This is a genomic window from Runella sp., assembly GCF_965279615.1.
In the GTDB taxonomy this organism is placed as follows: domain Bacteria; phylum Bacteroidota; class Bacteroidia; order Cytophagales; family Spirosomataceae; genus Runella.
This window is the reverse complement of record NZ_OZ257252.1, coordinates 2,565,602-2,583,597: the sequence shown is the minus strand read 5'-3', so window position 1 is coordinate 2,583,597 and position 17,996 is coordinate 2,565,602. Positions and strand designations below refer to the sequence as shown.

Below are 17,996 nucleotides of genomic sequence, written 5' to 3'. Positions count from 1 at the left end.
TGGAAAATGATAAGGTTTGGGAATGATTAAAATCGTAATATAGGACTTGCCGTTGTTTTTTCTCCAATATCTGTATTTTTGTCGAATATTGATTACTTTTTATGTCTTCATCTTCCCTGTACCGTTCGTTAGGAATCCGAGCCGATGAAATTCGAACCGTCGGACTGTTTTTTTTGCATCATTTTTTTCTGGGCTTTGGCACCATGCTGATCTATGTATCGGCCAATGTCATCCTGCTCGAAAACCATCCGGAGAGCAGCTTGCCATTGGCCTATATGGCGTCGGCGTTGGGGATGATGGTCATTGGTAAAATATATACATACTTTGAGCATCATTTGAGGTTAAACCAGTTGGTTATAAGGGTTTTGTGGGCGGTGATCGTGCTTACGGCCATTATACTGGTCCTTGTTTCTTTTGGTCATTCAGTTGCAGCGGCGGTGGCGATCATGGTGGGTTTTCGGGCCATTTATCTACTTACTAATCTTGAATTTTGGGGTGTATCGGCGGTGGTGTTTGACGTGCGTCAAAGCAAGCGTTTATTTGGGGTTATCAGTGCCGGTGATATGCCGGCCAAGGCTTTGGGTGGGATGTTGGCGGTATTGATTCATGGACATACGGAATTGATCTTTCTGCTCTTTCTGGCGTTTGGATTCTTTTGGGCCGCCATGTATACCGCCGTTTTGACGTTTCGTTCGCACCACGTAACCACTTCTCACGGCACAGAAACCATTCAGCGGCGTACCATGCCGCGTTTGATCACCCAATTATTTGGAGGCAGTCAGTTGATTTTTGCCATGTGCCTGAGTTTGACCGCCGTTGCGATAATGGCTACGGGTGTAGAATACGCTTTTTTTATCAATGTAAAATATAAACTTCACAGCCAGGCCGAGGTGATGAAGTATTTGGGAGGCGTGTTAACCCTTACTTATCTGTTGGCAACGTTTGTAAAACTGGTTGTATCGCGGCAGACAATTGAATATTTCGGTATCAATAAAGTGTTGTCTTTACTGCCCGTGGGAGGTTTGGCTGTGGCGGCGGGCTTAGGCGCTATTTTCTTTTTAGGATATGATGAATCGGTGCAGTTGGTCGCGTATTGCTTTGTGTATCTGGGGTTTGAAGTGGTTCGTCGTGCGCTTTTTGATCCCGTTTTTCTCGTGTTGTTTCAGCCGCTTTCGCCGCACCAACGTTTGCGCGGGCATACACTTGCCAAAGGATTTTATGAGCCTTTGGGGCTTGGATTGGGAGGATTGATGCTTTATCTCAGCCATCATTGGTGGCAGGGCGGCCAATGGTTTTTGGTGGAAGAGATCGTAGTGGGAGCGGTGTTTGCGCTTTGGTTTTTACGGCGAACGTACCTTCAATACGTCGCTACGTTGCAGGAGGCGCTCAGTAAGCGGTTTGTGGCGGTGGAAGATCTGGCAATTCCCGATGAGGCAATCAAAGCAGTTTTGGAAAACCTTCACAGCGATAAACCCAAAGAGGTTATCAATGCGGTAGATTGGCTGAGTAGCAACCATACGCACGGGATTTCGCAGGATAAATTGCACGATTACATTACGGAGCTGTTTACTCACCGCGATGATCGCGTGCGTTTGGCAGCTATTGAAGCGATTGATAAATTAGGTTTAGAGTTAAAAACCAATCAATTACGAAAAATAGCCGTGGAAGATCCTTCTCCTGCCATTCGAGAAGTAGCGGCAAGGATCGTAAGTAAAATATCGCCAACGATTGGGAATGAGTTGTTGTATACACCTGATATACCGGTCAGAAAAGGGGCTATTGCGGGGCTTTTGACGCATCAACCCAACCATACGTTTGCGCTGACAGCGCTGGAAGCCATGCGTCAGAATGCGCATGCAAACAGCCAATTGGCAACGCTGGCAATTGTACGTTCACTGAAATTGACGCAATACATTGACTTCGTCAAAGAGTCTTTTGACCATGCTGATTCGGAGATAGTTCAGGCAGCTATTGAAACGGCCGGTGTGTTGCCGAGTGAGGTATTGACCGAGAAACTGATCGATCTTTTATCGGAAAAACACTACTGGCGTACGGCATCAAAGAGTCTTGCCAATGTTGAGGGTGAAGTTGTCGGGTCGTTAAATGAGCGCCTTACCAAAACAACTTCGGCAGATTTGGAACGGCGTTTTGTGGCGGTTTGTGCTCAAATGCAATCCAAAGAAGCGTATCAGTTGTTGTTAAAATTATTACAACGCCCCCATGTGTCTGTCCGGACGGCCGCTTTGCACGCATTGCGAAATTTTAACACTTCCAAAGACTCATCACTGTTCGAAAAACTCCTTCATCAGGAACTTCTGCTCGTTCAGCGCCTGCTTCACGGACAGACCGAGTCCATTGAGGAAGACCTTAAAAGCAGCCTTAGCTATGAACAGGAGGTAGCAGTACAGCGTATTTTTGGTCTGTTAATGCAATTGTATGATCCCGACCTGATCGCTGATACGCAAAACAGTGTGTTGCACAGTTCGCGGGAACGGCGGGCTAATTCGCTCGAATTGCTTGAAAATATTGTTTCGCGCCAAGCCTACGGGAGCTTACACGCGTTGCTCGACGATGTCTCGGATGCGGAAAAGATCGAACAGATCGATTTACAAATGGGCACTTTTTCGAGCAAAGATTCCATTAAAGAATACATTCTTCAACAAGGGATGCGGCATTTTACAGACTGGACCATTCGTCTTACGCTCCGTGGAATGCCACCTGCTCAACTGTTCAACTATCCTGATCTACAACTCATGAGTCATTCTTCTGCCGCCGCCAAAGTGTCAATTACAGAGCGTGTGATGGTTTTGAAAAACACCGACCTTTTTTCCGAAACACCCGAAAATGTATTGAGCAGCATTGCGCCCATTATGAAGGAAGTAAGCTACCTTGAAGGAAAGGCCATTTTTGAAAAAGGCGACTTGGGCACGAGTATGTTTGTGATTTACGATGGCGAAGTAGGCATCTACGACGGGCAGGTACAATTGGCGACATTTAGCCGAGGCGATGTGTTTGGAGAGTTGGCATTGCTGGATGCGGAACCTCGTTCGGCAGCGGTCATTGCGCTCTCGGATGTTCAACTTTTCCGCGTTGATCAAGCCGATTTCTATGATCTGATGGACGAACGTGGAGAAGTACTGCGCAACATCATCCGTATTCTCTGCCAACGCATTCGTAATCAGAATACGAAGCTGAGGATGATGGCTGCGAAGTAAAACTATCGGTAGAGAGTCAACAAAAGTTGAAGTGATTTTTTATCTTTATAAAGCTGACAAAGAAAGAAAATGAGTGTAACAGAAGCATTTGGTGATGTAGCAAGTTTGATTGCGCAAATGAATCCGGAAAAGGTGGTTGCCTTAAAAGCGTCTAAACAAATGTCGGAACAAGTAGAGAAACTGGTTGTACTGAAAAAAGAAGGTACAATAACCTTGGAACAGGCGGCTGAACTGGAACGGTTTTTGGCACTTGATTTGTTTATCAGCCTCGCTAAGGCCCGTGCTCGGATATTAATTACAAAATGAGGCGAGGGATTTCTGAAAAATTGCCTCGATTAGTAGCTGAACGCGCGAACTTTCGGTGCGAATACTGCTAAATCCATTCTGATAATATGTTTCTTTCGTTCGAAATAGATCATGTCATTCCATTAAATCATGGCGGAACTAATTCCGGTGACAATTTAGCTTTTTCCTGTCCGCATTGTAATCAGCATAAAGGGTCTGACTTTGCTACGTTATTAGATAATTTTGAAGATATTGTAGTATTGTTTAATCCAAGAATGCATCAATGGGCAACCCATTTTGAAATTCAAGAGGGTGAGATACTTCCTAAAACTCGGATTGGCCAAGCAAGTGTCAAGATATTTCGTTTTAATCAACCTGATTTGGTGATACTTCGTCAACTGTTAGTGCAAGCAGGGCGTTATCCGCCAATAAAGCTATGAATAACGCCATTACACTTCTAAAAACGGATGCAATACATCCTGATTTCAGGGAATTGGTTAAACTGCTTGATGCCCATTTGGAAGACAAAGATGGCGATAAGCATCCGTTCTTTGCACAGTTTAATACGCTTGATGCCATCAAACACGCCATTGTAGCGTACGAAAATGATGTGGCCGTGGGCTGCGGTGCCATTAAAGCCTACTCCGATGCTGTAATGGAAGTGAAACGTATGTACGTCAAACCTGAATACCGGGGTCAGGGAATTGCGTCGCAGGTTTTGGCTTCGTTGGAAGAATGGGCCAAAGCAATGAACTATTCAGAAACGATACTGGAAACCCTCAAAGCTCAGACTTCAGTAGTAGCAATGTATTTGCGAAACGGCTATGAGATCATCCCCAATTATGGTCAATATCAAGGTGTTGAGAGCAGTGTTTGTATGAACAAGAAATTATAAAAAGAACCGTTGGTGTTTTTCGCCAACGACGGCCAACAATGCAGTTGGCGAAAAACACCAACTGCGGCTTTGATAAAGAGCGACTCCTTTGGTTTATTGAACCGTTTTTCGCACCAATACAACATTATCCAAAATCAGATTGGACGACCAAATAAAGGAAGCCGTTGACCAGACGGAGCTAAAATTGGTAAAGGCTGTTTTATTGTCTACGCCCACTGAGGCAGTGCTGTAAATTTTGGCTGATGGCCAACCTGCGTCATTGTATGTTTTGGTGTTCCAATCAGCAGGAATCGCCCAATGCAAGCCGTAACAGGAGCCGTCGCAGGTGGGCTTGGTAGAAGCACCGGCCGATGAGCGACTACCGTCCGCCGTTTCCGTTACCGCATTCACATCGGCAAGCGGGGCAATGTAATAGGTTTGAGCTTTCCAAGTGGCATCGGTTTTGGTGCCGTCACTGAAATAAGCGATCAGGCCTCCATCGCCCGGGTAATAAGAACTTCCGCCGTTCGCTTCGGAGCCTAAGCCCAAATTCTCTTCCCAATCAACCAATTTAAACGCAATCGTGTAAGGTTTTTTTACTTTGAACTGTAAAACGCCGGAATTAAAAGGTGTGTAGGGAACCGGGTCTACGCCAACCAGTGTACCATTGATGTACAATTCGAAGTAATTGTCGGCAAAAACATAAGCGGTAATCACTGTTCCATCGGCGTCAATCACGGTTGTGGGCACTTTTGTTACGTCCAATTGACTGATGTTGCTTAATTTGACACCACTGCAATCGTTGTATAGATCAGTTGCTTTTTTCCCCGTCATATATTGCGTTTCTGCGGGTAATATCCAAGGTGTTTTGCCGTCAGTTGATAAAATAGTACCGACTGCTGCCACTCTTGAGCCGCTGCAACCCGTCAATAGGTTGGTGGTTGTGGTTGCCCCCAATCCTTTGGTGACGGAGCCGGTGCCGGTATAAGTGGTTGTGTTGGCGGCAGGATCTTCGCTGCTTTTTTGGCAGGCAGTGTTGAACAACAGTATTGCCCCTAAAAAAAATGAAGTTGCTTTCTTGACTTGAGAATGAATCATGGAATAAGAAAAATTAGAGGAGAAAAATAAGTAAGAACATGTGTACTCAACGTTTATGACGCCAGCCGGTGTAATATGGTCACTGACTTGGCAGAATTCGTAAAGAGAATTTCACGTTTTTGGTTTTTTCTTGGTTAGACGCCAATACGAATTTTTTCCTTCGCTATTTCGAGAAAAACCTTGAGGATTTGTAAGAAAACGTTGATTTGGAGAAATTAAATAGTCGATTCTCGCAAGCACAAAAAAAGCAGCCGGCGAAAAACACCGACTGCGTGGAAATAGATACGGAGTTTGGCCGTATTCGATTGAATTGCTTACAATTTACGATTGCTCAGCCAGTTGCTTTACAACGTCAAGCGCCTTCGGGAACATGCTTTCAAAATAGGTTTTGTGCTCTTCGGTTCCGAACAGTTCAACTTCCAATGATGTCACTCCGTCGGCTTCTTTTAGAAAATAGCTTTCAGTAGCGCCTTCCCATTCCATTGATTTTGCATCAGAAGGTTTTTCTACGCCTTTGGACATTTCACCCAAATGCTTGAAAACCATGGTATTGTTTTCGTCAAGCGTTTCGATCTTGCTGACCAAGCCGTCGCCTTTGCCGTCCAAAAACAGAACTTTGCTGCCTTCTTTCCAATCCGATTCTGCGCGCGAACCTTCGGTAAATACGGCCGTCCATTGGGGATAGGTAGTGTCGTTCCAAAGCACATTCCATACTTTTTGTTTGGAGGCGTTAATGTCGATGTTAAATTCTAATCTTTCCATTGTCAGTAGGTTTAAACGGTTTTCATTTGCTGTCTATATTGACATTACAAATTTACAACCTCCCGGGTGCTTCATCACTGTGTAAAAACGACAAAATAGCAGGTGGTTTGCGACAGGTAAGAAGGTAACCGGAAAACCGCAAAATGATAAATGTAAAAATTGTTGCGTACCTACGGCACGCGTTTTATCGGCATTTCTACAAATAGGTAGTCCCTACGGGACATTTTCCTACAAAAGCTTGCACATCATTAATAGCCTCCAGTAGGGACTACCTATTTGTAGCAAAAAAATATGATTGTACACATCTGAAAATGTCCCGTAGGGACTACCTGTTTGTAGCAGAAAAACATGATTGGACATAGTTGAGAATGTCCCGTAGGGACTACCTATTTGTAGCAAAAAAATATGATTGTACACCTCTGAAAATGTCCCGTAGGGACTACCTATTTGTAGAAACATCAATAGAGGAAACCCTAAAACAGCGTGCCGTAGGTACGCAACTGATAGCTGAAAAACCGCAAAATGATAAATGTAAAATGAAAAAATTGGGTGAATGCTTTGACTGTTTTATCACTATTCCAACAAATCAAGTAAGTCATTTTTTGAAAGTGATTTCATGATGGATTCGTCGGATTTCAGGAGATTACCTACCAATTTGGTTTTTGTTTCCTGCAATTTTACCACTTTTTCTTCAATGGTATTGGGACAGATCAATCGTACAGCGATCACATTTTTGGTTTGCCCGATGCGATAGCTGCGGTCAATGGCTTGATTTTCAACGGCAGGGTTCCACCAAGGATCAATGAGATAGACATAATCCGCTTCGGTCAAATTCAGCCCTGTACCGCCCGCTTTTAAGCTGATGAGAAACACGCGGACGTTGTCGTTGTTTTGGAATTCATTCACTTTGGAAGCCCGATTTTTGGTCTTGCCCGTGAGGTATTCAAAAGGAATATTTCTAACTTCCAACTCTTTTTTGATGACATCAAGCATAATCACAAATTGAGAAAAGACCAAGATCTTGTGTTGAGAAGATTTGTTCTCGATTTGTTCCATCAGCACCTCCACTTTCGACGAAAAATCGCCTTGGTATGCTTCTTCTTTCAGAAGTGCCGGCGAATTGCATATCTGTCGTAGTTTGGTAAGTCCTGTGAGTACGTGCATGCCACTCCGTTTAATATCATCTTCCGATTTTCCCAATATAAAATCCCGCAATTCTTTTTCGTAGATCGTGTATATTTTGCGTTGTTCCTCGCCCATTTCGCAATAAATGATCATTTCTATTTTGTCGGGAAGTTCGGAGGCTACTTGCTTTTTGGTTCTTCGCAGAATAAAAGGCTGAATCTTTTTCTGTAATTCAACCGATCTTTTACTGTCTTCAAACTTATCGATGGGCGTTGAATAGATAGCTTTAAAGAATTGTTTGTTGCCCAACAATCCCGGACAGGCAAAAGAAAGTTGACCGTAAATATCAAAAGTGTTGTTTTCGATCGGCGTACCCGTCAAGACCACTTTGTTCCTGGATTGTAATAATTTAACGGCTTTATAACGCTGCGATTCAGGGTTTTTGATGGCTTGTGATTCATCCAGAAAAATGTAATTAAATCGGTATGTTTTCAGAAAATAAATATCCGAAAGAATCATGCCGTAAGTGGTCAGGATCACTTCGAAGCCGTCAAATTCGTTAGCAGTTTTCAGGCGGTTTGGTCCATAATGCGTGAACAGCTTAACAGACGGCGCAAATTTTGCCATTTCATCCTGCCAATTAAAAAGCAGTGAAGTAGGCACCACGATCAGATTGGTGGTGTTGGGGTATTTGGCGCGTTGCAAAAGAATGAAGGCAATGATCTGAATGGTTTTTCCTAAGCCCATGTCATCGGCCAGACAAGCGCCGAAATTGTGTTCATCCAAAAAATTCAGCCAATTAAGTCCCTGCCGTTGATAATCGCGCAGGGCACCGTTCAGCTCTTTCGGAACAGGTACTTCGCGGAGATTTCCGATGGAGGCGAATTTGGAATGATAAAAGGCCACTTCATCCTTAACTTCCTGACTTAGCAATTCATCTTCAAACAGTTGATCTATGTCCGTAAAGTTGCTTTTGGGAATCTTCAGTACCTCTTCGTTTACTTCTCCCGCCTGAAAAAAAGCGGTGATTTTCTGCATCCATTCAGCGGGTAAAATGCCCATCGTGCCGTCGTCCAATTGCACAAATTTGCTTTTGTTTCGAATGGATTTATGCAATTGTTTCAGGGTTGCTTTTTGCTTGCCGTACTTGATCTCCACCGACGTATCAAACCAATCTGTGCCGCTGCTGACGCTGATGGAAACGCGTGCTTTGTTGGCATTCAATCGGTTATTGGTTAATTCGTTGAAACCCAAGATGGTAATGTTGTCGTTTTTCCAAATTTCAAAGGCAACCAAAAACCAATCTTCGTTCAGAAACCGATCTTTGTGGAGATAAAAATAATTCATCTCTTGAAGCTGTTCCTCAAAATCAGGATGCTGCTGAACCACAAGCGACGTAAATCGAACTTCCAATTCTTCGTCGCGCTCTACCTCAAAGATGTTGCCGTTTTGGTCGGTATCGTAAAGCCGTTTTTTGGATGAAACGGGCACTTCGATGGTGCCGTATTTTACCACAGGCGTGAGAACTACATAATTATTTTGGTCTGATAAATAGATGATCTTCTCAATGGCCCGATCCGCTTCAATGGTATATTCAACCGGTTGCTTTTTCGTTGCGGGTCGGAGATACGCGTAGCGAATGGTGATTTGATGCTCCAGTTCGGCAAGAATGGTTTGGCGAAACTCATCGTATTTTGAGGCGTGAATAAGCAGGATCGGATTGCTCTTCCTGAAAAAGTGAATCACACGCAGCATGTCCGGATTGGTTATCAAATGCAGCGTGTTGCCTATATGAATAAAATAATCATACTTGATATTCAGCGTTTTCAACGGGTAAGTTTTATCGTTCAAAATCAATTCGCCGGTGATCTCGTAGAACTGTTTTCGTTGGTCAACCGATAATTTTATGTCAATCGGTGTTCGGTGGAGTTTGACCGATAGAATGGAACTTGCCGTGATATTTTCTGATAGGTTGGCGTCGTGATAGTACGCGTCCAGATGCAACGGATTTCTTACAATGATCTTTAAGGCTTCCAACGCCGACTCGGTTTTGCCGGTCGAAAAGTGTTGTTGGAATTTGGAAACGGCAGTGTAAAATTTCGCTTCTTCGAGTTGTTCGGTTTTCCAGATAAGATTCAATGGGTCGACAACGGTCAAAGGGTTTTTAAGTTTCCCGTCTCTGCTTACCTGACCTTCAACAAGTTCCACCCCAAATCGGTCGTAATATTTATGTTTGCGGAACACAATTGCCATTTTGCCGGTGGGCGATTCATTGGCGGTTGCGGGAAGGTAAATCTCCTTTTTGGGCAATAAATGTTCTCTGAAATAGTCGTTGGTAACTTTGTTTAGAGGAAAAAGATTTTTGAGTTTCGGTTTTATTTCGAAGGATTTGTTGGTGTATTCTACGTAAAAAAAATCGTCTAAATCGGTTTCTTCTTCCAATCCATAGTCTTTGGCGGCTTCCTGCATTTTGATGTGGCGAAAGATAGAATCAAAGAAAATTCGTAGGTAAGGGCGGTCAATAATGTTGTAAAGTACCTGCGCCTGATGCTCACACAGTTTCTTTTTGGGCGCTTTGCAAGGGCAGGAAAGAATGACGGAATGGTCTAATTGTGAAACAGATACGCCGGGAAAAGCAAGTGCCGTGGAAGGATGGATAAATACGCCGACGTTGATATCAATGGATTGGGGCTGAATATCAAAAAAAGTTCTTGCGCCGGCATCAATAAAATCAGAGCTGTGTTTTAATAAGTCAGAATAACTAAATGCTGAAAGGTTGGTATTCTCAAGAATGTATTCGTAGGGATGTTCTCTCATGAATTGGATTACGGCTTTTTGGAAAAAAATGTTGTTGGTGTTTATCACCAACGATTGTGCTAAAATACTTGATTATTGATTTTGCCGATAATAATCAACGTCCAAAATGGCGTAACTGTATGCATCTTTCCATTCTCCACGGATGGGCAATATCTGCCGTTTCATTCCTTCTTTGGTCATTCCTGCTTTTTCGAGCACTTTGCTCGAAGCCGTATTTTCAACGGCGCAACCTGCTTCGATCCGGTGAAGTTTCAGTTCATTGAATCCGAATGCCAACACTGCCGCCAACGCCTCGGAAGTGTATCCTTTTCGCCAATGGTTCACGTGGGTTTTGTACCAAACTTCCGCGTTTTTGAACGCCGGTTTACCGATCATTAACGCCATAAGTCCGATAAGCTGTTTGGTGTCAACACTTTCCATGCAAAATATATAAGATGTTTGCGGCGCAGTATTTTGTGCTTTCAACCATTCCTTGACAATTTGCTCGGTGGTTTGGATCGTTTCGGGAATGCCTAACGTATTGTACCGGTCGGTTTCGGGCAATGAATGTAATTCGTGAATGGTCTCAATGTCATCTAATACTATTTCTCTGAGTAGCAGTCGGTTTGTTTGTAGTTGCATGATTAAATATCTCACTATTCTTTTTTCATTTGAAACAAAGAGCCCACTATTTCATACGGGCCTTTTACTTCGCCCCAACCCCATTCCGGAATATGGTCTTGGTCAGTAGTGGGATTTTCTTCAAGCTGTGAATTCAGTAAAGCTACCCGCGTGCCCCATTCCAAGTGTCCAACGAATGTAGAGCGAAATTCCGGATCATCGGGCAGCCCTATTTCATCAGCACTCATCAATAGCAATTCGACCCATCTTTTCCGCTGTTCTTCTTTCAATCTCTTGCCAATATGTTTGCCAACCATGTGTTTTAAGGCATCCGTGCCGTACTCCTCGCTATAAAACTTAGGCCCTTTCAGCACCTCTGCCAAAAAATGCGCTACATGTTTGGAGTGTTCGGGTGACATGTGCCGAAATACCGGTTCTAAAACTTCATCTTTTAAAACTTTGTCATAAAATACCTCGGTTAGTTTTTCAAACTTACCCACGCCGCCGGCCCATTCATAGGGAGTTGGAATTGCGTTCTTATTTTCCATTGTTTTTGACTTTTTTATATAAGTTTATCAAGTAGACGTTGCTTTTTTATCATTTCCAATGTTTAGTACGGGCGACCTAAAATACCGACATTTTGTTTCATTCCTTGGATTATTGGCAGATTGTTGCTGAGTTTACCCGGAAAAGGATGTTATATTCTGTAATAATAACAAAAAAAAAGGCGACCGTCCCGGTAAAATTTACCGAACCGGTTGCCTTTGAGCGAAAAATGAACGGTTAAGATTGTTCTCTTAAACTTACTTGGCTTTGCCCTCTTTTTCTGTAAATGTATTTAACGCTGAAATAAATGATTAACGCGGAAAGTACTCCCGTCAGAAAGTCAGTCACCGGAACCATCACGGCGGTATACACCATCATGGCAAATTCAAATTTGCCGGCGTGCTTAATTTCCTTTATCTCAGAAGGTTTTATCATGTTGCTTGCTACCCAAACCAAAATACCGCCGATGCAGGCCATCGGGATCAATTCCAAATAGTGGGCAAGAAAATAGGCCATGCTTAATTTTATGATGGCTTTAAAATAACCCGCCAAAGGTGTTTGAGCACCTGCTTTGATGCTGGTGGCCGTACGCGCCAATGCACCCGTACACGGAAATCCCTGTACCAACGGCGTTAAAATTTGAACCATTCCCTGACCGAAAAACTCCTTATCCGGGTTGAAAGGAGTCTTTTGATTATTGGCTAATTTATCGGCCATCGACGAACACAAAATACTTTCAACGCCCGATACAAAAACAATGGCCCCCACAAAATAGAAGATATCAACGATCACGCCTGTGGTTAGGATCGGGAGAGAAGGCCGGGTTAGCACGAAGAAATTATTGGGGATAGAACCATAAATATCTTTTACGAGAATGATGCCTTTGTCGGCCAAAAGGGTAGAGGACAAGACCGTAGCTAACCCCATAGCAATGACCGGACCGGGAATAAATATTGATATACGCAGCAATCCTTTTGTGACGGCGAAGGTCAGCACTCCTAAGAAGATGGACCAAAGATTGATCTTGTCTAAATTCCGGAAGACAGCACTCAAATTATGAAAGAGCCCGCCTTTGATGTCTTCATCCTGCCCCAATAGATCCGCAAAAGACTCAATGCCAAGGATATCCTCCATATTGGTTAGGGCAATGGCTACCGCAATACCGACCGTAAATCCAACGATGATGGAGTTGGGAACCAACTTGGCATAGCGTCCAAATCCAAAGATGCCCATCACGATGAGGATAACACCCGAAATGATGGAAACGAATATCAGAAAACCATGAGCGGTTTCGAACGCGCCGCCGTTGGCCGGGCCATATTTGGCAAACAGCGCCGCAATGACCGGAATAAAAGCAGCGGTGGGTCCATACACTTGATATTTGGAACCGCCAAATGTACGACCGATCACGCACGCCAACGCTCCTGCAATGATTCCATTCTCCGGGCGCATTCCCATTGCCATCGCAAAGCCCATTGCCATCGGAATGGCCGTCATGGCTACGATCAGACCGGCGCTGAAGTCGCGGTAAACAGTTGTTACCCAATTGGCTTTGGTCAGATCTTCCCAGCGCGAATCAAAGAGCGTAAAAAAAAGCTTGATTCTTCCCAACGGCGTGGTCGGGAAATGTTGTCTGTTCATAGAGTGTCTAGGTAAAAAGTGTGATTAATTGCTCATATTCCGTCGTGCTTCTGTCAATTTTCCATCCTACTTCGATGAAAGGAATGTCCGACCTTCGAATCAGAGCCGTTGGGTCAAACGCTTTTTTGGCAGGTAGGAGTTGGTAGCTTTTCGGAATAAATACCCGGTCAATGCCGTTGCCTTTTGCGAAATGACTGAAAGCGGCGGAGGTGTTCCCATGAAATAAAAGAATGTTGACATCGCCCCACAACGTAGCCTCAAAACGATTTTTAATTACTTCCAGAGCCTCTTTAAATTCGTTGGAAGTCAGGCTTTTAATTATCTTATCCGAATCGTAAAACAGTAATTCTGTAATGGAATCATCCAACATTTCGGAATACATCAACATAACTTTTACCCGAGTATCTCCGTACGATTCCAAGGCGAGTTTTAAGGTGTTGAGTGATGCAACACGGAAGTCTATCGGTATTAATATTGTTTGTGCCATAAAACGGACGTTAGTTTATGGCACAAAGCTCCCACGGCCGTATTAGCGGTCTCTAAGAGTCAGATTAGAAAATGATTAGAATGCGAATTAAAATTGGAACAGGGGAAGTTTGATCTGTACGGTAGTGCCGACGTTGACGACGGAACTGACCAAAAGCTGACCTTTATGGAGATTGACCACGTTTCTGGCCAAAGGCAATCCTATGCCATACCCTTCAAAAAGTTTGGTATTTGAGGCCCTAAAGAAAGGATCGTAGATGTAGGGCAGTTCTGATTCAGGAATGCCGATTCCCTCATCTTTGATGGTTATAATTACATGGGTGTCGCTGGAAGCGATATAAATGGCGACAGGACTGTTGTTTGAATATTTGCAGGCATTCATTAAGAGATTGGAAAAGGCAAGTTGCAACAATTGTCGGTTGCCTTTTACTTTCAGCTTTTTAGGGTCTTCGGGCAGCAGGCTTAGATCTGCAAATACTTTATTGGCAGGGTTGAGCTTGTCGATCAGTCTTTTGGTTTCCCAAATGATCTCGTCCATTCGGATCATTTCAAAAACAATGGCCTTGCCCTTGTAGCCGGTCTGAGCCAGAAACAGCAATGATTTTGTGATCTGGTCCAATCGTTCGGCCTGTTGCAGAATATTCTGCAACGATTGTTGATAGTCTTCCGGCGTTCTTATTTTCAGCAATGAAACGTCGGCCTCGCCAATGATGGATGTCAGTGGCGTGCTCAACTCGTGCGAGGCATTACTGATAAAATTCTTTTGGGTTTCAAAGGCCGTTTCAATTCGGTTCAGAAGATCATTAAAGGTGTTGGTAAGTTCAATGATCTCGTTGTTGTTATTGTAAGCTCTGGTGTCCAAACGAAGGTGGATGTTCTCGGTGCTGATCTGTTTTACTCGATCCGTAATTTCTTTGATCGGGACAAAAATATGCTTTGAAAAATAGACCGAAAGCGAAATGATCACCAACATGATCAGGACGACGCTTCCGATAAGCAGATTTCTTAAAAAATGGAGGTGATGAGATACGTAATAGTTCTCCGCCGATACGATCACGAGGTATTGTCGGTTTCCTTTTTTGTATTTTGACCCCACAAAAAAAGTACTTCCCTGTTTTTCGCTTGCTTTACCTGCTTTCAATAATGTTTGGATAAACTCCTTGGGCAGACCATATTTTTGAAAAATGGAATCAAGGTTCAGGCTTGGCGTTATTTCTATTAAATATTCCTGCTCACGTTCAAGTTTTTCAAGGTGCCGGTTTCGAAGGATTCGCAGGTTTTCTGCATTCAAATCATTAGGTTCCAGATTGTATTTGGCAGAAATGCTGACGCGCGCTTCCAGCCTTTTATAGAAATCAATGTAGGAATACGTATTTAAGAAGTAATAAACAGCACTGCCAAACAGAATGACGATGATGATGCCTGCCACGCCTACGATGAGTGCTATTTTTGTTTTGGTTTTCATTTTTCTTTCAATACATAACCCATGCCCACGATGGTATGAATAAGCTTAATGTCGGTGTCGGCATCAATTTTTTTGCGCAAATAGTTGATATAGACATCAACCACATTGGTGCCTAAATTGAAATTGATATCCCATGCACTTTCCAACAGATCAAGTCTTGACATTACTTTTCCTTTGTTTCGAATCAAGGTCAGAAGCAAACGGTATTCGGTAGCGGTAAGGGATATGGCGACGTTGTTTCTCATGACCGTCTTAGCATCATCATTTACGACCAGATCGGCCATGAAATACATGTTTTTAGTCGGTTCAAAGTGCGGCTCTTCGATGGGAGATGCTCTTCTGAGCAAAGCGTTGATTCGGGCATACAACTCAATGAATTTGAACGGTTTTACCAGATAATCATCTCCTCCCATGTTCAATCCAATGGCGATGTTTTCGGAGGTTCCCAACGCGGTCAGAAAAAGAATCGGGTTTTTTATATTGCGTGCCCTCAATTCGCTGCAAATTTCAAAACCATTGGTATCGGGCAGCATAATGTCTAAAATGAACAGATCGAAGGATGATTCCAACGCCATTTTCATGGCCATTGCGCCGTTAAAAGCCACAGAGACGTCGTAATTTTCTTCCGTTAATCCTTTTTTGATAAATTCGACAACACTTGCCTCATCTTCAACCAGAAGTATTTTTTTCATTCAGAGAATTATGTTATTATCGTCGTGTTTGAAGTAAGTAAGTTATAAGAACCGGGCGGTCGGCCGCTGCCGTCAAACAGCCTGCTTTTTATTTGTTCTGCCCATAGGCACATCTATCTTCTACGACGAGGGGTTGCTATGCACCAAGTTTGGTGCTTATTGCTTCAATATGACTGAGCGTTACGGCAGTAGCATTGCGCAACGTATTTTGAATTTCGGCAACGGTGTCGGTGTATTTTAATAACTCTATGATTTCGCTTTCAGAAGCGTCGGCTTCGACTTTGGCATTGTAGGCTATGTTGCTTGCCGGTTCGCCTTCCTTGCCGAAATCGCCTTCTACCGTAACCTCCACGCCGGTTATGGTAATGCTCCGTTTGGCGGCTTCGCGGTAAATATCATTGCAATAACAGGTCGCCAATGCTAAAAACAGCAATTCGCCACCGTTGGCACTTGAACCTAATCCTGTTGATTTGGCAGGAATGGTGATAGAATGCAGGTTATCGTTGGTTTGGAGCGTTACTTCATGTTTGCCTTGGCTGTTTTGTACGTTCGCGCTGATTTTCATACCTATTGCTTTTACTTCTTTCTATTTATTTCAGGTGTGCTTATTTAAAAGTAACAGGAATGCCTTTACGAAGCAAAACTTCGTTCAATACGTATAACTTCAAAAATGCATTCAACGGCGGGATTATTTCTTCTTTTTGCCCGCTCTTTCCAGATTCTGCTGTACTCGGAATTTTACCATTCGGCTGATCAGATCCAAAGGCATGGGTTTGTCGATTGGAAATTGAAGCGATCCTTTGCCTGATTTGTAACCGGAAAGTTCTTTTTCAAATGCTTCATTGCCGGCGGGCGTTGCGTAAAACCCAATATGGTTTTTGAAAGCGGCAAAGTGAACCAAATTTCCTTTATAGACGAAGGTCGGCATGACATATTTGATGGCTTCTTCGGCTTCCGGTGCAGCAGCCTTCACGGTTGCCCGTACTTGTTCCAGTATATTTTGGATGTCTTGCGGAAAGCCGGCGATGTATTCGTCAATGTCTTTGGGAGCGGCAGTTGTCATGGTTATGAGATTGTTTAGGCTGATCTGACGTAAAGTGGTGAAATGAGCTGTTTTACTCTGATATTAGCAGGTGAAAAATTACGCCTTTATCTTTTCACCGATCTCGAATTCTGCGACTTTGCCGTCTCTGAGGCGAAATAAATGATACACAAACTCATCGGCCAAAAGGTTACCCGCCAAGTCATGAACCACCTGATGAACGTTTATTTTTACAACATCATCTTCTATTTCAATTTGTAGCGGAGTTACGTTTGAACTTACGACCGCAAACTGTCTTGTCCAATAATCTGTCACGCCTTCGTGTCCATATACATAACCACCCTCCATGCCATTGGCCCATTTTACGTTTTTGGTCATTTGAGCAACGACCAAGGCTATTTGTCGTGCGTTAAAATTTTGATACAGTTCCTGAAAAAAACGAGTAAGTGCGTCCATTGTATTATAGAATTTTATCGGGTAAATAATCGGTAACCTAAAATAAGGATTGCGATGAAAACGATGGTTGTATAAATCAATTTGTTGTATTTGGCCAACCAATTAGGCAAATAAATATCAAAATTGTCTTTCTCCGAATTTGAATACTTTCGGGCGATCAGAGTGATTGGACAAACGTTTTTGAAAACAAGTAGCGTAAGTCCTTCCAAAGCGATCAGGCCAATGCAGATCCAAACCCATTGGTCAATCTTGCCAATGATAACAGCAACTAACAAATAAAATATAACTGCATTGAAAAACAACCAAACTGCGGTGTGAATGCTTTTGACAAGTATAAGTTTTGAATTTTTGCTCATGCCAATTTGATAATTTATCAGCATTTATTAATGCGTTCTATAATAAATGAGGCAGGTGTGAAGGTTATGAAATACTAAAAAAATAACTGAAACGGTAAGAAAGATCCAACGTTTATAAGGCAAGCTGAAATAGAACGAATTTCCCATAAGCCCGATTCCTGTCAGCCACAACAAAGGCGTATAAGCGGGTGCAGAAAATCCTATGATGCTGTTGCTCCATGCGCTGCTTGGAAAAAAAATCAACAAAAGCCACGAAATGAAGTAGATTAAAAGCCCTGATACATAGATTAAAAGCCCTTTTCGCTGGGTAGGTGTCACAATATGCAGAGGCATAAACAGCGTCAATATAAATACAACTGTTCTTGCGGTATTTTCTCCGTAAGCTAAAAAAAGCGGAATGGTATTCCAAAATATTTCGGGCTGAAAAGTTTTGGGAAGGCTGTTTGTCAGCGCAAGGTTCCAGATTAAAATGGGCAGCGTTAAAAGAAAACAATTGTAGAAATACTTCCGGATGAGGCTTGATTTTGCCATTTATA

Annotated in this window: 18 protein-coding genes; 4 read left to right on the top strand and 14 right to left on the bottom strand. The window is 43.1% G+C overall.

All coding sequences use genetic code 11. The features are described from left to right. The first annotated feature begins 101 nt into the window (after positions 1 to 101). The 4 genes from ACQY73_RS11295 (at position 102) to ACQY73_RS11280 (ending at position 4,395) form a co-directional block, all read left to right on the top strand. Entirely contained in the window at positions 102 to 3,215 is a 3,114-nt protein-coding gene (locus ACQY73_RS11295; RefSeq protein WP_428665633.1) for a cyclic nucleotide-binding domain-containing protein, read from the top strand. Positions 3,216 to 3,284: 69 nt separating this feature from the next. Then, the gene (locus ACQY73_RS11290) at positions 3,285 to 3,521 is read left to right on the top strand and encodes a hypothetical protein (protein ID WP_428665630.1); all 237 of its coding nucleotides are present in this window, start codon (positions 3,285 to 3,287) and stop codon (positions 3,519 to 3,521) included. Positions 3,522 to 3,607: 86 nt separating this feature from the next. Further along, positions 3,608 to 3,940, top strand: coding sequence for an HNH endonuclease (locus tag ACQY73_RS11285; protein WP_428665627.1), 333 nt, complete (start codon positions 3,608 to 3,610; stop codon positions 3,938 to 3,940). Further along, positions 3,937 to 4,395 (top strand): GNAT family N-acetyltransferase, encoded by a 459-nt coding sequence (locus ACQY73_RS11280; protein ID WP_428665625.1) that lies wholly within the window; start codon positions 3,937 to 3,939, stop codon positions 4,393 to 4,395. Before ACQY73_RS11285 ends, ACQY73_RS11280 begins: the two co-directional genes overlap by 4 nt. 93 nt (positions 4,396 to 4,488) lie before the next feature. Here the strand turns inward: ACQY73_RS11280 and ACQY73_RS11275 are convergent, their stop codons facing one another. The 14 genes from ACQY73_RS11275 to ACQY73_RS11210 all read right to left on the bottom strand — a co-directional run bounded on the left by ACQY73_RS11275 (position 4,489) and on the right by ACQY73_RS11210 (position 17,991). After that, on the bottom strand, positions 4,489 to 5,472 hold the full coding sequence (locus ACQY73_RS11275; protein ID WP_428665622.1) for a hypothetical protein: 984 nt from the start codon (positions 5,470 to 5,472) through the stop codon (positions 4,489 to 4,491). Positions 5,473 to 5,793: 321 nt separating this feature from the next. Then, positions 5,794 to 6,234, bottom strand: a complete 441-nt coding sequence (locus ACQY73_RS11270; protein ID WP_428665619.1) for an SRPBCC domain-containing protein — start codon at positions 6,232 to 6,234, stop codon at positions 5,794 to 5,796. A gap of 573 nt (positions 6,235 to 6,807) precedes the next feature. After that, positions 6,808 to 10,176, bottom strand: coding sequence for an SNF2-related protein (locus tag ACQY73_RS11265; protein WP_428665616.1), 3,369 nt, complete (start codon positions 10,174 to 10,176; stop codon positions 6,808 to 6,810). Positions 10,177 to 10,248: 72 nt separating this feature from the next. Continuing rightward, a complete protein-coding gene (locus tag ACQY73_RS11260) occupies positions 10,249 to 10,797 on the bottom strand; it encodes a GNAT family N-acetyltransferase (protein WP_428665613.1) in 549 nt (182 codons plus the stop codon). A gap of 14 nt (positions 10,798 to 10,811) precedes the next feature. Next, positions 10,812 to 11,324, bottom strand: a complete 513-nt coding sequence (locus tag ACQY73_RS11255) for a group II truncated hemoglobin (protein WP_428665610.1) — start codon at positions 11,322 to 11,324, stop codon at positions 10,812 to 10,814. A 235-nt stretch (positions 11,325 to 11,559) separates the two neighbouring features. Further along, complete coding sequence (locus ACQY73_RS11250) at positions 11,560 to 12,963, bottom strand: SulP family inorganic anion transporter (protein ID WP_428665607.1); 1,404 nt, start codon at positions 12,961 to 12,963, stop codon at positions 11,560 to 11,562. Positions 12,964 to 12,970: 7 nt separating this feature from the next. Then, complete coding sequence (locus ACQY73_RS11245; protein WP_428665604.1) at positions 12,971 to 13,450, bottom strand: hypothetical protein; 480 nt, start codon at positions 13,448 to 13,450, stop codon at positions 12,971 to 12,973. Between the two features lie 87 nt (positions 13,451 to 13,537). Then, entirely contained in the window at positions 13,538 to 14,914 is a 1,377-nt protein-coding gene (locus ACQY73_RS11240) for a sensor histidine kinase (RefSeq protein WP_428665601.1), read from the bottom strand. Continuing rightward, positions 14,911 to 15,606, bottom strand: coding sequence for a response regulator transcription factor (locus ACQY73_RS11235; protein ID WP_428665598.1), 696 nt, complete (start codon positions 15,604 to 15,606; stop codon positions 14,911 to 14,913). The genes ACQY73_RS11240 and ACQY73_RS11235 overlap by 4 nt, the downstream gene beginning before the upstream one ends. Positions 15,607 to 15,742: 136 nt before the next feature. Beyond that, entirely contained in the window at positions 15,743 to 16,171 is a 429-nt protein-coding gene (locus ACQY73_RS11230) for an OsmC family protein (RefSeq protein WP_428665595.1), read from the bottom strand. A 123-nt stretch (positions 16,172 to 16,294) separates the two neighbouring features. After that, positions 16,295 to 16,669 (bottom strand): iron chaperone, encoded by a 375-nt coding sequence (locus tag ACQY73_RS11225; protein WP_428665592.1) that lies wholly within the window; start codon positions 16,667 to 16,669, stop codon positions 16,295 to 16,297. Between the two features lie 78 nt (positions 16,670 to 16,747). After that, positions 16,748 to 17,104 carry a nuclear transport factor 2 family protein gene (locus tag ACQY73_RS11220; protein WP_428665590.1) on the bottom strand — a complete coding sequence of 119 codons (357 nt, stop codon included), beginning with the start codon at positions 17,102 to 17,104 and terminating at the stop codon, positions 16,748 to 16,750. Between the two features lie 14 nt (positions 17,105 to 17,118). After that, positions 17,119 to 17,460 (bottom strand): hypothetical protein, encoded by a 342-nt coding sequence (locus tag ACQY73_RS11215; RefSeq protein ID WP_428665587.1) that lies wholly within the window; start codon positions 17,458 to 17,460, stop codon positions 17,119 to 17,121. A 27-nt stretch (positions 17,461 to 17,487) separates the two neighbouring features. Beyond that, positions 17,488 to 17,991 (bottom strand): hypothetical protein, encoded by a 504-nt coding sequence (locus ACQY73_RS11210; RefSeq protein WP_428665584.1) that lies wholly within the window; start codon positions 17,989 to 17,991, stop codon positions 17,488 to 17,490. Positions 17,992 to 17,996 lie beyond the last annotated feature (5 nt).

Excerpts from the sequence above, each read along its gene's own strand:
- ACQY73_RS11295 (WP_428665633.1), top strand. The coding sequence starts at position 102 with ATGTCTTCATCTTCCCTGTACCGTTCGTTAGGAATCCGAGCCGATGAA.
- ACQY73_RS11290 (WP_428665630.1), top strand. The coding sequence starts at position 3,285 with ATGAGTGTAACAGAAGCATTTGGTGATGTAGCAAGTTTGATTGCGCAA.
- ACQY73_RS11285 (WP_428665627.1), top strand. The coding sequence starts at position 3,608 with ATGTTTCTTTCGTTCGAAATAGATCATGTCATTCCATTAAATCATGGC.
- ACQY73_RS11280 (WP_428665625.1), top strand. The coding sequence starts at position 3,937 with ATGAATAACGCCATTACACTTCTAAAAACGGATGCAATACATCCTGAT.
- ACQY73_RS11275 (WP_428665622.1), bottom strand. The coding sequence starts at position 5,472 with ATGATTCATTCTCAAGTCAAGAAAGCAACTTCATTTTTTTTAGGGGCA.
- ACQY73_RS11270 (WP_428665619.1), bottom strand. The coding sequence starts at position 6,234 with ATGGAAAGATTAGAATTTAACATCGACATTAACGCCTCCAAACAAAAA.
- ACQY73_RS11265 (WP_428665616.1), bottom strand. The coding sequence starts at position 10,176 with ATGAGAGAACATCCCTACGAATACATTCTTGAGAATACCAACCTTTCA.
- ACQY73_RS11260 (WP_428665613.1), bottom strand. The coding sequence starts at position 10,797 with ATGCAACTACAAACAAACCGACTGCTACTCAGAGAAATAGTATTAGAT.
- ACQY73_RS11255 (WP_428665610.1), bottom strand. The coding sequence starts at position 11,324 with ATGGAAAATAAGAACGCAATTCCAACTCCCTATGAATGGGCCGGCGGC.
- ACQY73_RS11250 (WP_428665607.1), bottom strand. The coding sequence starts at position 12,963 with ATGAACAGACAACATTTCCCGACCACGCCGTTGGGAAGAATCAAGCTT.
- ACQY73_RS11245 (WP_428665604.1), bottom strand. The coding sequence starts at position 13,450 with ATGGCACAAACAATATTAATACCGATAGACTTCCGTGTTGCATCACTC.
- ACQY73_RS11240 (WP_428665601.1), bottom strand. The coding sequence starts at position 14,914 with ATGAAAACCAAAACAAAAATAGCACTCATCGTAGGCGTGGCAGGCATC.
- ACQY73_RS11235 (WP_428665598.1), bottom strand. The coding sequence starts at position 15,606 with ATGAAAAAAATACTTCTGGTTGAAGATGAGGCAAGTGTTGTCGAATTT.
- ACQY73_RS11230 (WP_428665595.1), bottom strand. The coding sequence starts at position 16,171 with ATGAAAATCAGCGCGAACGTACAAAACAGCCAAGGCAAACATGAAGTA.
- ACQY73_RS11225 (WP_428665592.1), bottom strand. The coding sequence starts at position 16,669 with ATGACAACTGCCGCTCCCAAAGACATTGACGAATACATCGCCGGCTTT.
- ACQY73_RS11220 (WP_428665590.1), bottom strand. The coding sequence starts at position 17,104 with ATGGACGCACTTACTCGTTTTTTTCAGGAACTGTATCAAAATTTTAAC.
- ACQY73_RS11215 (WP_428665587.1), bottom strand. The coding sequence starts at position 17,460 with ATGAGCAAAAATTCAAAACTTATACTTGTCAAAAGCATTCACACCGCA.
- ACQY73_RS11210 (WP_428665584.1), bottom strand. The coding sequence starts at position 17,991 with ATGGCAAAATCAAGCCTCATCCGGAAGTATTTCTACAATTGTTTTCTT.